Annotated in this window: 14 protein-coding genes and 1 tRNA gene; 13 read left to right on the top strand and 2 right to left on the bottom strand. The window is 69.6% G+C overall.

Features of this window, described 5'->3' with window-relative positions; translation table 11 throughout:
- The first annotated feature begins 12 nt into the window (after positions 1 to 12).
- From ACU6WY_RS07520 to ACU6WY_RS07510, 3 genes are all read left to right on the top strand, one after another.
- Complete coding sequence (locus ACU6WY_RS07520; RefSeq protein WP_483821813.1) at positions 13 to 960, top strand: quinone oxidoreductase family protein; 948 nt, start codon at positions 13 to 15, stop codon at positions 958 to 960.
- 165 nt (positions 961 to 1,125) lie between these two features.
- Positions 1,126 to 2,886: a 2-isopropylmalate synthase gene (gene leuA, locus ACU6WY_RS07515; protein ID WP_483821812.1), complete on the top strand. Its 1,761-nt coding sequence runs from the start codon at positions 1,126 to 1,128 to the stop codon at positions 2,884 to 2,886.
- A gap of 72 nt (positions 2,887 to 2,958) precedes the next feature.
- Positions 2,959 to 3,747, top strand: a complete 789-nt coding sequence (locus ACU6WY_RS07510) for an MOSC domain-containing protein (protein WP_483821811.1) — start codon at positions 2,959 to 2,961, stop codon at positions 3,745 to 3,747.
- A 104-nt stretch (positions 3,748 to 3,851) separates the two neighbouring features.
- On the opposite strand, the gene ACU6WY_RS07505 is transcribed toward ACU6WY_RS07510, so the two are convergent.
- Positions 3,852 to 4,550, bottom strand: coding sequence for a trimeric intracellular cation channel family protein (locus ACU6WY_RS07505; protein WP_483821810.1), 699 nt, complete (start codon positions 4,548 to 4,550; stop codon positions 3,852 to 3,854).
- Between the two features lie 83 nt (positions 4,551 to 4,633).
- Between ACU6WY_RS07505 and recO the strand changes: the two genes are divergently transcribed.
- The 10 genes from recO to ACU6WY_RS07455 all read left to right on the top strand — a co-directional run bounded on the left by recO (position 4,634) and on the right by ACU6WY_RS07455 (position 13,485).
- Complete coding sequence (gene recO / locus ACU6WY_RS07500) at positions 4,634 to 5,362, top strand: DNA repair protein RecO (RefSeq protein ID WP_483821809.1); 729 nt, start codon at positions 4,634 to 4,636, stop codon at positions 5,360 to 5,362.
- Complete coding sequence (locus ACU6WY_RS07495) at positions 5,359 to 6,165, top strand: isoprenyl transferase (protein WP_483821808.1); 807 nt, start codon at positions 5,359 to 5,361, stop codon at positions 6,163 to 6,165. Before recO ends, ACU6WY_RS07495 begins: the two co-directional genes overlap by 4 nt.
- Positions 6,166 to 6,211: 46 nt before the next feature.
- Positions 6,212 to 6,904 (top strand): DsbA family oxidoreductase, encoded by a 693-nt coding sequence (locus ACU6WY_RS07490; protein WP_483821807.1) that lies wholly within the window; start codon positions 6,212 to 6,214, stop codon positions 6,902 to 6,904.
- 81 nt (positions 6,905 to 6,985) lie between these two features.
- Positions 6,986 to 8,152, top strand: a complete 1,167-nt coding sequence (gene dusB / locus ACU6WY_RS07485) for a tRNA dihydrouridine synthase DusB (RefSeq protein ID WP_483821806.1) — start codon at positions 6,986 to 6,988, stop codon at positions 8,150 to 8,152.
- Between the two features lie 4 nt (positions 8,153 to 8,156).
- A complete protein-coding gene (locus ACU6WY_RS07480; protein WP_483821805.1) occupies positions 8,157 to 9,491 on the top strand; it encodes a deoxyguanosinetriphosphate triphosphohydrolase in 1,335 nt (444 codons plus the stop codon).
- Positions 9,491 to 11,338, top strand: coding sequence for a DNA primase (gene dnaG / locus ACU6WY_RS07475; RefSeq protein ID WP_483821804.1), 1,848 nt, complete (start codon positions 9,491 to 9,493; stop codon positions 11,336 to 11,338). Before ACU6WY_RS07480 ends, dnaG begins: the two co-directional genes overlap by 1 nt.
- A 46-nt stretch (positions 11,339 to 11,384) precedes the next feature.
- On the top strand, positions 11,385 to 12,158 hold the full coding sequence (locus ACU6WY_RS07470) for an ATP-binding cassette domain-containing protein (protein ID WP_483821803.1): 774 nt from the start codon (positions 11,385 to 11,387) through the stop codon (positions 12,156 to 12,158).
- A 62-nt stretch (positions 12,159 to 12,220) separates the two neighbouring features.
- Positions 12,221 to 12,296: transfer RNA gene (locus tag ACU6WY_RS07465), tRNA-Asn, on the top strand.
- 111 nt (positions 12,297 to 12,407) lie between these two features.
- Positions 12,408 to 13,265: a hypothetical protein gene (locus ACU6WY_RS07460; RefSeq protein WP_483821802.1), complete on the top strand. Its 858-nt coding sequence runs from the start codon at positions 12,408 to 12,410 to the stop codon at positions 13,263 to 13,265.
- A 43-nt stretch (positions 13,266 to 13,308) separates the two neighbouring features.
- Positions 13,309 to 13,485, top strand: a complete 177-nt coding sequence (locus ACU6WY_RS07455; RefSeq protein ID WP_483821801.1) for a hypothetical protein — start codon at positions 13,309 to 13,311, stop codon at positions 13,483 to 13,485.
- A 6-nt stretch (positions 13,486 to 13,491) separates the two neighbouring features.
- Here ACU6WY_RS07455 and ACU6WY_RS07450 read toward each other — a convergent pair whose 3' ends face one another.
- A complete protein-coding gene (locus tag ACU6WY_RS07450) occupies positions 13,492 to 13,659 on the bottom strand; it encodes a hypothetical protein (RefSeq protein WP_483821800.1) in 168 nt (55 codons plus the stop codon).
- Positions 13,660 to 13,740: the final 81 nt, after the last annotated feature.

Genomic DNA, 13,740 nt, shown 5'->3' with positions numbered 1-13,740 from the left:
AAAGGCGAAACCATGGCGGAGCGGTGGAGTGCGCCGGCCCCCGGGCCGGTCGACACCTGGACGTTCGACGAGGTCGAGGTGGCGCCACCCGGCCCCGGCGAGGTGACGATCCGCGTCCGGGCAGCCGGGATCAACCCCGCGGATGCCAAGCACGTCGCGCGGGCGCGCCCCGGGGCCGTGTTCCCGGCGCCGATCGGGTACGAGCTGTCGGGCGACGTCATCGCGACGGGGCCCGATGCCGTGGGCGGTTCGGGCCCGCTCGCCGTGGGTGACGAGGTCGTGGGCTTCCGCGTGCGGGGGGCCTACGCGACCGAGATCACGGTTCCGGCGCGCGATGTGTTCGCGAAACCGGCGACGCTCTCCCACGCGGAGGCCGCGAATCTGCTGCTGGCCGGCACCACCGCCGCCGAGATGATCCAGGTCACGCGCGCCACCGCGGGCGAGACGGTGCTCCTGCACGCCGCCTCGGGCGCGGTGGGGGTGAGCCTGTTGCAGCAGGCTCGGGTGCTCGGCATCCGGGTCATCGGTACCGTCGGCCCTGACTCCGTCGCGTCCGCGGAGCGGGTGCGTCGCTACGGCGGTATCCCCGTCGCCTACGGTGAGGGCCTCCGCGAGCGTGTCGACGATGCCGCCGGGGGAGAGCCGCTCGTCGCCGCGTGGGATGCCGCGGGCACCGACGAGGCGATCGACGTGTCGCTCGCCGTCGTGGCCGAGCGCGACCGCATCGTCACGATCGTTTCTCCGCAGCGCGCCGAGGCCGACGGCATTCTCTGGATCGCCGGGGCGCGCGCGGAGAGCGCCCGCTTCCGCGACATCGCGCGTTCCCGGGTGATCGAGCTCGCGGCATCCGGGGCGCTCGAGGTGCCGATCGCCCGGGAGTATTCGCTCGCCGACGCCATCGAGGCGGTGCGTTTCGTCGTGGAGGGGCACCCCGGCGGCAAGGTCGCCCTGCTGCCGTGACACCCGCGGGAACGGGGCGTCGCGCGGCCGAGTGCTACGATCGCAGAATGCGCTTCGGTGGCCTGCTTCTTCTTAGCTGCCGCGACGAGTCCTCGTTCTAAGGGCCTTCCTCGTCGCGGAGATCGTTGTCGGCCCCACCGAACGAATCTAAAGAAGCGACACATCATGAAGAACACCCAGAAGCCCACGTCCGCTCCGGTGCACAAGTACCGTCCGTTCCACGAGCAGATCCGGGTCGATCTGCCCGATCGCACGTGGCCGAGCAAGCGCATCGAGACCGCACCCCGCTGGTGCGCGGTCGACCTCCGCGACGGAAACCAGGCCCTCATCGACCCGATGAGCCCCGAGCGCAAGCGCGTCATGTTCGACCTGCTCGTGAAGATGGGCTACAAGGAGATCGAGGTCGGGTTCCCCTCGGCGAGCCAGACCGACTTCGACTTCGTCCGTCAGCTCATCGACGACGATCTCATTCCCGATGACGTCACCATCCAGGTGCTGACGCAGGCGCGCGAGCACCTCATCGCCCGCACGTACGAGTCGATCGCGGGCGCCAAGCAGGCCATCGTGCACCTCTACAACTCCACGAGCGTGCTGCAGCGCGAGGTGGTCTTCCGCACCGACCAGCAGGGCATCGTCGACATTGCCCTCGAGGGCGCGCGCCTGTGCAAGAAGTACGAGGCCACGATCCCTGAGACGCAGGTGTTCTACGAGTACTCGCCCGAGAGTTACACGGGTACCGAGCTCGAGTTCGCCCTGCGCATCTGCAACGAGGTGCTCGAGGTCTTCCAGCCGACTCCCGAGCGCAAGGTCATCCTGAACCTGCCCGCCACGGTCGAGATGGCGACGCCCAACGTCTACGCCGACTCGATCGAGTGGATGTCGCGCCACCTGAACCACCGCGAGAACGTCATCCTGTCGCTGCACCCGCACAACGACCGCGGCACCGCCGTTGCGGCAGCGGAGCTCGGCTACCTGGCGGGTGCCGACCGCATCGAGGGATGCCTCTTCGGCAACGGGGAGCGCACCGGAAACGTCGACCTGGTGGCTCTGGGCGTGAACCTGCTGACGCAGGGCATCGACCCGCAGATCGACTTCAGCGACATCGACCAGGTCAAGCGCACCGTCGAGTACTGCAACCAGCTGCCGGTTCCCGAGCGCAGCCCGTGGGCGGGCGACCTGGTGTTCACCGCCTTCAGCGGATCGCATCAGGATGCCATCAAGAAGGGCTTCGAGGCGATGGAGGCCCGCGCGGCGTCCGAGGGCAAGAGCATCGATGACATCGAGTGGGCCGTGCCGTACCTGCCGATCGACCCGAAAGACCTGGGGCGCTCGTACGAAGCGGTCATCCGCGTCAACTCGCAGTCCGGCAAGGGCGGGGTCGCGTACCTGCTGAAGGCCGACCACGCCCTGGACCTGCCGCGAAAGCTCCAGATCGAGTTCTCCGGCGTCGTGCAGGCGCGCACGGACGCCGAGGGCGGCGAGGTCTCGAGCAAACAGATCTGGGACATCTTCACCGACGAGTACCTGCCGACGAACGACGACGATCAGCGCTGGGGCCGATTCGAGCTCCTGTCGACCCGCTCGTCGAGCGACATGTCGGGCGACGTCTCGCTCGATGTCACGTTGCGCGACGGAGACGAGACCCGCTCCGCGTCGGCGCTCGGCAACGGCCCGGTCGCGGCGTTCCTCGAGATCGTGCGCGCGCAGGGGTTCGAGGTCACGCTGTACGACTACGTCGAGCACGCCCTGAGCTCGGGCGGCGACGCCCAGGCGGCGGCCTACGTCGAGCTGCAGGTCGACGACCAGCGCCTGTGGGGCGTCGGCATCGACGGCGACATCTCGACCGCGTCACTCAAGGCGATCGTCTCGGGCGTGAACCGCGCGATCCGCACACGCGAGCACGAGGGCGCCCTCGCGGCCGTCTGAGTCGCCTCGAAGCGCCGTCGACCCCGCGGTCGGCGGCGCATCGGCGTTCTCCCGGGATGCGAGGATGGGGCCGTGATCCGCGTCGAGTCGCTGTACCGCTACCCCGTGAAGGGCTTCACGCCCGAGCGCCGCGATGAGCTCGTCGTGCAGCCCGACGGACGGGTGCAGGGCGACCGGTCGTTGGCCTTCGCCTTCGCCGACGTGGAGTCACCCGACGACACCGTCTGGCCGAAGAGCCGCGGGCTCGCGCTCATGGGCGTCCCCTCGCTCGCGCGGATCGAGCTGACCTACGACGATGAGGCGCGTCGCGTGCGCCTGCGCGTCGATGACATCGCGGTCGACGCCGACATCGACGATCCGGCGGGCCGAGCCGAGCTCGCCCAGGCCGTGACCGACTTTCTGCGCACCACCCCCGACGCTCGCCTGCTCGACGAGGACGGCGTCCTCCCGTTCGCGTTCGTCGGCGACGGCCGAACGTCACGATTCCAGGATCGGCCTCAGGGGTACGTGTCGCTCCACGGTGCGGCATCCGTCGCCGACGTGGATGCCACGGTGCCCGCGCCCGTGGACGATCGCCGCTTCCGCTCGAACGTCGTCCTCTCCGGGTCGGCGCCCTGGGAGGAACTGCAGTGGACGGGAACGGTACGCATCGGCGACGTGACCTTCGAGGTGCAGAAGCCGATCGAGCGGTGCTCGGCGATCACCGCCAACCCCGACACGGGCGTGCGCGATGCGCGCCTGCTCCGCGTCCTCACGTCGCAATTCGGTCAGACAACGCCGACACTCGGCATCCTGCTGCTGCCGGTCGCCCACGGCGGAACGATCCGCGTCGGCGACGAGGTCGCGGTCATACGAGCGTGAGGCGCCAACCTTTGTCGCCTGGGGCGGGCCCGAGGCGACAAAGATTGGCACCTCACGCCACCGCCTCACGCCACCGCCTCACGCCACCGCATCACGCCACCGCATCACTCGGGGTCGTTTACGCGGATGATCGGGATGCCGGTGGTCTCGACCGCGACCTTGCGCCGGTAGAGCTTGCGCTGTTCGGGGAGCGAGAGGTCGAAGAGCACCGCGAGCACCCGGATGATCGTGGTCACCACGAGGCCGATCACCGCGGCGATCGGCAGCGGAACGCCGAACGCGGCGGTGGTCGCCAGCACCGCGCAGCCACCTCCGGCGGCGACGGCGTAGAGGGAGCCGACGTGCATGATCGCGACGGGGAGCCCCATCAGCACGTCGCGCAGCACACTGCCCCCCACCGCCGCCAGCACGCCGACGAACACCGCCGGCACCGCGGGCAGTCCCAGTGCGAGGGCCTTGGAGGTACCGAACGCACCGAAGAGCCCGATCACGACCGCGTCGAGCATGATGATCGCGCGGTTCAGGCGCTGGAAGATCCCCGACAGCAGCATCCCGACCAGGGCGGCCGCCGTCGCGGTGATGAGGTACCAGTTGCTCTGCAGCGTGGTCGGGGTCAGCCCGAGCAGCAGATCGCGGATGAGACCGCCGCCCATCCCCAGCAGGATGCCGATGATCGCGACGCCGAGCAGGTCGACGCGGCGCTGCCCCTGGAAGCCCGAGGCGAACAGCGCGCCCTGCACGCCGCCGAGGGCGACGGCGGTCAGGTCCGCCCACAGCGGGATGACGAAGGCCGGTTCGTTCACGGCATCCATTCTCCGGCCTCGGGCGCCGGATCGCCGCGCGCGCCGCACGGCCGTCTCCCGGTCGGGCGGACCGATAATGGACTGTGCCCACCTACCGCGACGAAGTCGTGGTCCTGCGTACCCACAAGCTGGGGGAGGCGGACCGCATCGTCACCCTCCTCAGCCGTCGCAACGGCAAGATCCGCGCGGTCGCGAAGGGCGTGCGGCGCACCTCGTCGCGGTTCGGATCGCGCCTGGAGCCGTTCATGGTCGCCGATGTGCAGATGTATCGCGGCCGCAACCTCGACATCGTGCAGCAGGCCGAGTCGCTCGGTTCCTACGGCGCCGACATCGCCGTGCACTACGACCGGTACACCACCGCCAGCGCCATGGTCGAGACGGCCGACCGCCTCAATGAGGCCGAAGCCACGCCGCAGCAATACCTGCTGCTGGTCGGCGGGCTGCGCGCGCTCGCCCGCGGCGACCACGCCGCGCGCAGCGTGCTCGATTCGTACCTGCTGCGCGCCATGGCTCTCTCGGGCTGGGCGCCGGGCCTCGGGGAGTGCGCCCGCTGCGGAACCGTCGGCGACCACGACTTCTTCCTCGCCCAAATGGGCGGTGTCGTCTGCTCCGCGTGCGCCCCGGCCGGCGCGCCGCGGGTCGCGCGCGACACCGTCGACCTCCTGCGCTCGCTCATCGCGGGAGAGTGGGACGTCGTGGATGCCGCCCCCGACCGCACCACCGCGGCCGCCTCGGGCCTCGTCGCCGCCTACGCGCAGTTCCACCTGGAGCGTGGCATCCGTTCTCTCTCGCACCTGGAATCGAGTCGATGACCCCGAAGCCGTACACCCACCGAGACGCCGTTCCGTACCGACCGCTGGATTGGACGGGGGAGTACCCGCCGGCCTTCCCGAAGGGGTCGGTGCCGGAGCACGTCGCGATCGTGATGGACGGCAACGGCCGCTGGGCCAACCGCCAGGGCCTGACGCGCATCGAGGGGCATCGTGCCGGCGAAGCGGCACTCCTCGACGTCGTCGCCGGCGCGATCCAGGCGGGCGTGAAGCACCTGTCGGTGTACGCGTTCTCGACCGAGAACTGGTCGCGCTCGCCCGACGAGGTCCGGTTTCTCATGGGGTTCAACCGCGAGGTGCTGCACCGCCGTCGCGACCAACTGAACGAATGGGGTGTGCGGATCCGGTGGTCGGGGCGCAAACCCCGACTGTGGGGATCTGTCATCAAGGAGCTCCAGCACGCCGAACGGCTGACCGAGGGCAATGACGTACTCACCCTCACGATGTGCGTCAACTACGGCGGACGCGTCGAGATCGTGGATGCCATGCGGCGCATCGGCGACGACATCGCGGCCGGGCGGCTCAAGCCGACCGCCATCACCGAGAAGCTGATCCGAAAGAACCTCTACCAGCCCGACATGCCCGACGTCGATCTGTTCGTCCGCTCCAGCGGCGAGCAGCGCACCTCGAACTTCCTGCTGTGGGAGTCCGCGTACGCCGAGATGGTGTTCCTCGACACCCTGTGGCCCGATTTCCGTCGGACGCACCTCTGGGACGCGATCGGCCTCTACCTCTCCCGCGACCGCCGCTTCGGCGGCGCGATCGATACCCCCAACACGAAATGAATGCCGCGACCGGAATAGATCGTCGAGGCGAAAGGTTGCACGCGACATGACGGATGCCATCAAGATCGACGTGTGGAGTGACATCGCCTGCCCCTGGTGCTACATCGGGAAGCGCAACCTCGAGAACGGCCTCGCGGCGACCGCCGCCGACGACGACGCGCCGGTCGTCGAAATCGAGTTCCACTCGTTCGAGCTCTCGCCGGACACCGCCGTCGACTTCGTCGGCGGAGAGACCGACTATCTCTCTCAGCACAAGGGAATCTCCGCCGAGCAGGCGCGCGAGATGCTCGACCGCGTGACCGGCGTGGCCGCCGAGGCGGGCCTGGAGTACCGCTTCGACCTGCTGCAGCACACCAACACCGTGAAGGCGCACGAGCTGCTGCACTTCGCCAAGGAGCAAGGTCGCCAGCTCGAGTTGTCCGAGCGGCTGATGTCGGCCTACTTCCTCGAGGGCAAGCACGTCGGCCGCGACGACGACCTGGTGGCCCTCGCCGCCGAGGTGGGCCTCGACGCCGACGCGGCACGGGAAGCCCTGGCATCCGGGCGCTTCCGTGACGCCGTCCGCGCCGATCAAGCGCAGGCGCAGGCCTTCGGCATCACCGGTGTTCCGTTCTTCGTCATCGACGGCAAGTACGGCGTCAGCGGCGCCCAGCCGGTCGAGGCGTTCACGCAGATCGCCCGCCAGGTGTGGAGCGAGCGTCGCGGGGCCACGGCCGAGGCCGCGACCGCCGACGCCTGACCCCTCCTCCACAGCGGTGCCCGCGCGCGACCCCGGTCGGCGCGGGCACCGCTGTGCGGTCAAACCTGGGAGAATGGAACGATGAACACGGCACTGGCCCCGACGCGCCCCCTGCGCATCGGCCCGATCGAACTCGACGCCCCCGTCGTGCTCGCGCCGATGGCCGGGATCACGAACACCGCGTTCCGCCGCCTGTGCCGCGAGTACGGCGCCGGACTGTACGTCAGCGAGATGATCACGACGCGCGCGCTCGTCGAGCGCAACGACACCACGATGCGTCTGATCCGGCATCACGAGTCCGAGACGCCCCGTTCGATCCAGCTCTACGGCGTCGACCCGAGCACGGTCGAGGCGGCGGTTCGCATGATCGTCGAGGAAGACCACGCCGACCACATCGACCTCAATTTCGGCTGCCCCGTCCCCAAGGTCACCCGCCGAGGCGGGGGCGCAGCGCTCCCGTGGAAGCTCTCGCTGTTCCGCGAGATCGTCGAGCGCGCGGTGGGTGCGGCGGGCGCCCTGCCGCTGACGATCAAGATGCGCAAGGGCATCGACCCCGATCACCTCACCTACCTCGAGGCCGGGCGCATCGCCGAGGGTGCGGGGGTCGCCTCGATCGCCCTGCACGCCCGGACGGCGTCGGAGTTCTACTCGGGTCAGGCCGATTGGACCGCCATCACGAAGTTGAAAGAGACGGTGACGAGCGTTCCGGTTCTGGGGAACGGCGACATCTGGTCGTCCGATGACGCCGTGCGCATGATGGCCGAGACCGGCTGCGACGGCGTCGTGGTCGGTCGCGGGTGCCTCGGGCGTCCGTGGCTGTTCGGCGACCTCGCGCGCGCCCTCGGCGGACCCGCCGCCGCGTCGGGCGAGCCGGTCGACGCCACACTCGGCTTCGTCGCTCGCGCGTTCCGCCGCCACGCCGAACTGCTCGTCGAGTTCTTCGACGACGAGGGTCGCGGGTGCCGCGACATCCGCAAGCACGTCGCCTGGTACTTCAAGGGCTACCCCGTCGGGGGCGAGCTGCGCGCGAGTCTCGCGACCGCGAACGCGCTCGCCGAGATCGACGACCTGCTCGCCACGATGGACCTCGACGCCCCGTACCCGGGTGCGGCCGCCGAGGGGCAGCGCGGGCGCGCCGGAACCCCCAAGCGTCCGGCTCTGCCCGAGGGGTGGCTGGACTCCCGCGAGATCGGAAGCGACGCCGGTCGCGCCCTCGCCGACGCGGAGCTCGACCACAGTGGCGGCTGAGGCGATGGCGGCTGAGGCGGGCCCCGGTGCCGCACGCCCCACCGGCTATGTCGACGCCGACGCCGCCCGGTTCCACGTCGAGCAGCACCGCTCGCAGCGCGACGACTTCGCGCGCGATCGCGCCCGCGTGCTGCACTCCGCGGCGCTGCGCCGTCTCGCCGCGAAGACCCAGGTGCTGAGCCCCGCGAGCCCCGCCGACTTCGCCCGCAACCGGCTGACGCACTCGCTCGAGGTCGCGCAGGTCGGTCGCGAGCTCGCGACCGCGCTGCAGCTGTCGCCCGACGTCGTCGACACCGCGTGCCTCAGCCACGACCTCGGCCACCCGCCCTTCGGTCACAACGGGGAGCGCGCGCTCAACGAGTGGGCCGAAGACATCGGGGGGTTCGAGGGCAACGCGCAAACGCTCCGCATCCTCACGCGCCTCGAGCCCAAGGTCTTCGGCGCCGGAGGAGAACCCTTCGGCCTCAACCTCACCCGGGCGAGCCTCGACGCGACGTGCAAGTACCCGTGGACCGTCGATGCTCCCGTTCCCGACCCGGGCGGGCGCCTGAAGTTCGGCGTCTACCCCGACGACGAGCCGGTCTTCCACTGGATGCGCAACGGCGCACCCGACCGGCAGCGCTGCATCGAGGCCGAGGTCATGGACCTCTCCGATGACATCGCCTACTCGGTGCACGACTTCGAAGACGCGGTGGTGAACCGTTACGTCGATCCTGCCCGGTTGGGGTCGCGCATCGGCCGCGACGGTCTGCTCGACGCGATCCAGACCTGGGTCGGGTACGACTTCCCCCGCGACGACCTCGGTGCGGGCCTCGACCGACTCATGGCCATGCCCGAGTGGATCCACTCGTTCGACGGCACCCGCCCCGCGCTCGCGCGCCTGAAGAACCTCACGTCCGACCTCATCGGGCGCTTCGCCCGTGCCGCGACTTCCGCGACGCGCGAGGCCTACTCCGCTGACGCCCTCACGCGGTATCGCGCCCACGTCGTCGTCCCCGCCGAGGTCGAGGTCGAGATGGCGGTGCTGAAGGGCATCATCGGCGCCACCGTCGTCTCGATCGACGGCCGTAAGGTGCTCTACCGCGAGCAGCGTCGCGTGCTCAAGCGACTGGCATCCGCCCTGTGGGAGCGGCCCGAGGCGCTGGACGCCCTGCACGCCCCCGACTTCGACGCCGCGAACGACGACGCCGCGCGCCGCCGCGTGGTGGTCGACCAGGTCGCGAGCCTCACCGACCAGCTCGCGATCGCGTGGCACGGGCGTCTCATCGGAGAAGTGGATGCCGCCGAGCTCGGCGTCTGGGCCCCGGGCGCCCGCGCCCCGCGGGGAGCGGATGCCTGATGGCGGGGCGTATCCGTCAGGCCGACGTCGAAGAGGTCAAAGCGCGGATCAACATCGCCGACGTCATCGGTGAGCGCGTCGCGCTGAAGCCCGCGGGCGTCGGGTCGATGAAGGGGCTGTGCCCGTTCCACGACGAGCGGAGCCCGAGCTTCAACGTGCGTCCGCAGGTCGGGTACTACCACTGCTTCGGCTGCGGTGAGTCGGGCGACGTGTACTCGTTCCTCCGCGCAATGGACCACGTCTCGTTCACCGAGGCGGTCGAGCGGATGGCCGCGCGCGTCGGGTACACGCTGCACTACGAAGACGGCGGGGCCGCCCCCGAGACGACCGGGCGTTCGCGCCTGTACGCGGCCAACGCCGCCGCGGCCGAGTACTACCGCGCGCAGCTCATGTCGCCCGAGGCCGACACCGCGCGCCGATTCCTCGGCGACCGCGGGTTCGACGCCGGCGCCGCCGCGCACTTCGGCGTCGGATATGCCCCGAAGGGGTGGTCGGCGCTCATGGACCACCTCCTCGCGCAGAAATTCTCGCGTGACGAGCTCCTGCAGGCGGGGCTCGTCTCGCAGGGCCAGCGGGGGGTCTACGACCGGTTCCGCGGGCGGGTCGTGTGGCCGATCCGCGACGTGACCGGGCAGGTGATCGGGTTCGGTGCGCGAAAGCTCTACGACGACGACCAGGGCCCCAAGTACCTCAACACCCCCGAGACGCCCATCTATAAGAAGGCGCAGGTGCTCTACGGTCTCGATCTGGCCAAGCGCGACATCTCGCGCGAGCACCGCGTGGTCGTCGTCGAGGGCTACACCGACGTCATGGCGTGCCACCTCGCCGGGGTGACGACCGCGATCGCGTCGTGCGGCACCGCATTCGGCAGCGACCACATCACCGTGCTCCGGCGCGTGATGGGCGACGACAGCGCGTCGGGCGAGGTCGTGTTCACGTTCGACCCGGATGCCGCGGGCCAGAAGGCGGCGCTGCGCGCCTTCGCCGACGAGAAGCGGTTCGCCGCACAGACGTATGTCGCTGTCGCTCCCGAAGGCCTGGACCCGTGCGACCTGCGACTGCAGCGCGGCGACGGCGCGGTGCGCTCCCTCATGGACAACAAGGCTCCGATGTTCGAGTTCGTCATCGACCAGCGGCTGAAGGACTACGACCTCTCCAGCGTCGAAGGCCGAGCCGGTGCGCTCCGGGCCGCCGCCCCCATCGTGGCCGACATTCGCGACCCCTCCCTGCGGCCGGGATACGTCCGCGTGCTCGCCCGCCGACTGGGCCTGGACATCCCCGAGGTGCAGAGCGCCGTCGAACGGGCCGCGCGCGGCGCCGATCGCGCCGAGAAGCGCGAGAACGCGCGGTCGGGCGAACCCGAGCGGGCACCGGTCGCTGTTTCGGTGACTCTCGCGTCGCTCCCGAACACCCGTGACGTCGCGCTCGAACGCGGTGCCATGATGGCGTTCCTGCAGTACGGGCACCGGATCGAGCCCGACCTGTTCCTCCGCGCCCTGCAGACGCCGTTCGGCCACCCCGCCCTCGAGGCGGTCCGCAGCACCCTGGCATCCACCGATCTGTCGCAACCGGGATGGGCGGTGGCCGCCGTCGAGGCGGTGCGCGAGCCGTTCCGCACCCTCGCCGCCGAGCTCCTCACGGTCGACTTCCCCGCGCGCACCGAAGAGGGCGCCGTGGCCTCGGCGAACGATCTGGCACGCGGGCTCCTCGTGCGGGAGTTGGAGCGAGAGAAGAACGATCTGCTCCGCGGCATCCAGCGCGTCCCCGCGGACTCCGAGGAGGGGCGCCGACTGCGGCTGCGGCTGCGCGAGCTCGACGCCGACCGGCAACGCCTGATCGTGTCGTAGCGCGTCGCGGTGGCATCCACGGCGGGCGTCGGGGAGGATGAGGGGCATGCCCCGGTCCCTCGACACCGCAGTCGCCATCCGCGCCGATGACCTCTCGCTCGCGCGGAGCGGCGTACGAGTCATCGACGGGATCACCTTCACCCTCGAAGCGGCGCGGACGCTCGTGGTGATGGGGCCGACCGGATCCGGCAAGACGTCGCTCGCTTCGCTGCTGGCGGGGCGACCCGACGACGGTCTCGTCGTCGTCGGGGGAGACGCGCGCGTGCACGGCATCTCGGCCCGACACCCGGGGCGCGCGGTGCGGGAGTGGACGTTCCACACCGGGTACCTGCCCCAGGGGGCGGGGGCGAGCCTTCCGTCACGATTGACGGTTCACGACGTCATCGCCGAGCCCATCACCGCCCGCGACCGCCGCGTGAACACGCGCGCGCTGGCGGTGCGTGTCGCGACCCTGCTCGACGAGATGGAGCTGCCGCTGGGGACTGCCCCGAAGTATCCGTACGAGTTGAGCGCCGGCATGCGTCAGCGCGTGGCGCTCGCCCGCGCGCTCGTGCTCGAGCCTCGGCTGTTCGTTGCCGACGACCTGTACGCCAACCTCGACGTCGAGGTGCGCGCCGCGGCGCGGGCGGCGATTGTCCGTCGCCGCGAGGAGCGCGGCATGGCCGCTCTCGTGGTGACGAACGACGCCGATGCCCCGCGCGATCTGGATGCCGCCGTGCTGGTGCTCCGCGCCGGCCACGCCGTCGCGTTCGGTGACGGCGCCGAGAATCTGCAGTGGACGCCGGGCGGCACGCCCGACCGGCAGATTTCGCCGGGCTGATTTTTCCGCGGTGGCGGAGTGCTGTTAGTATCGTCTGGTTGCCCACCGTCAGGCGGGCATGATCCTCGGTAGCTCAATTGGCAGAGCAATCGGCTGTTAACCGATAGGTTCTTGGTTCGAGTCCAAGCCGGGGAGCCACCGTTAGGCCCGGAATCTCGCAGAAGTCGCGAGGTCCGGGCCTTCGTCGTTTCCGGCCAATCAGCGCGAAATCAGCGCGGCTGTGTCGGTGGCCTGCGGCAGGATGGCCTAATGACATGGGCTCCCTTCGGCGCAGACCCCGAACAGCACGCAACTCTGGCCGACGGCACACCCCTGTGGATGGTTAGCTCTTTACGGACTGTGTTCGAGTCCGAGTTCACCCACAAGGTCTCCGCGTATGGGTATCCCAATGGGAAGACGGTCATGAGCGTCGAGAGAATGCGAGAGTTCGACCTTGCGTCACGAGATCGGCCGTACGCAGACAAGCTGGCGAAGGAAAGTCCAGGTTCTGTGTTCGCAGCAATGTCCGCCGATGAGCGGCTGAGGGTGCTCGACTGGCTTATCCGCGACAACGTCTCTCATAGCAATCCTCGTCGCAATGAAGCGATTGAAAAGGTGCTTCACGATGGCGGGTCACGATGGAAAGTGGGCACTCGGGATGGCCAACCCGGCCTCGAAGCCCGCGTGCCGCAGGGCGTCCAGGATGCCGCGGACGCAGCGATGGCACGTCCAGGTGACGCGGGGCGGCTATTGTCCGAGGCATGGCACGCCGTATACGGCAAGGATCCTCAGCCTGACCTCGGCTATAGGAAGTCCGTCGAAGCGGTCGAGGCGGTCGTCATTCCGCTGGTGATGAAGAACGACGCCACCGCCACTCTGGGTAAGGCCATCGGCCAGATGCGCGCTCAGGGAGATTGGAAGCTCCCGTTCATCAAGGAGCACGCGCAGAATCCCAGCGAAGCGGTCGTGCTCGGGATGCTGCAGGCACTGTGGTCCGGGCACAGCGACAGGCATCCTGGGACGCCGTCATACGTGCCTTCTACGCAGGAAGCCGCGGAGGCGGCCGTGTCACTTGCCGTCACGATCGTGAATCTGTTCGCGAATGGCGGCGTGCAGCGTCGGCGGTGATGAGCAAGGTCAGCCGGTTGGCTATTATCGACATCTCTGAAGCATGGGGGAAGTCAACATGGGGCGTACGCCGGGAGCCAAGAACAAGTCCGAGCGCGAGCACAAGAACGATGCGCGCTTGTCCGAGCAGAAGGCCAAGACTGCGCGCGAGCGCGAGCGACGCAAGGCGGCCGAAGCGGATGCGAAGGCAGCGCGCAAGGCGCTAAGGAAGAGCATCTAAGCCGTCTCAGTCGCCCTCGGCGCGGCGTGGCCGCAGCGGCGTAACGTTCGAGTTGTCGGCGTCCATGAAGGCGTCCAAGGCGCTCATGTCGTAGTCGGGGTCGAGCAGGTGTTCGTAGCGGTCCACGGTTGTCGCATAGCTGGCGTGGCCCATCCACGCGCCGATCTCCTCCATGGAGAACTACTTCGTGGCGATGAGCACGCTGGCGTAGAGGTGCCGGAGGTCGTGCCACGCGAACCCTGCGTAGCGCGCCCG

The sequence above is a fragment of the Microbacterium sp. ZW3a genome, from assembly GCF_057167165.1.
This window is presented reverse-complemented; position numbering and strand designations above follow the sequence as displayed.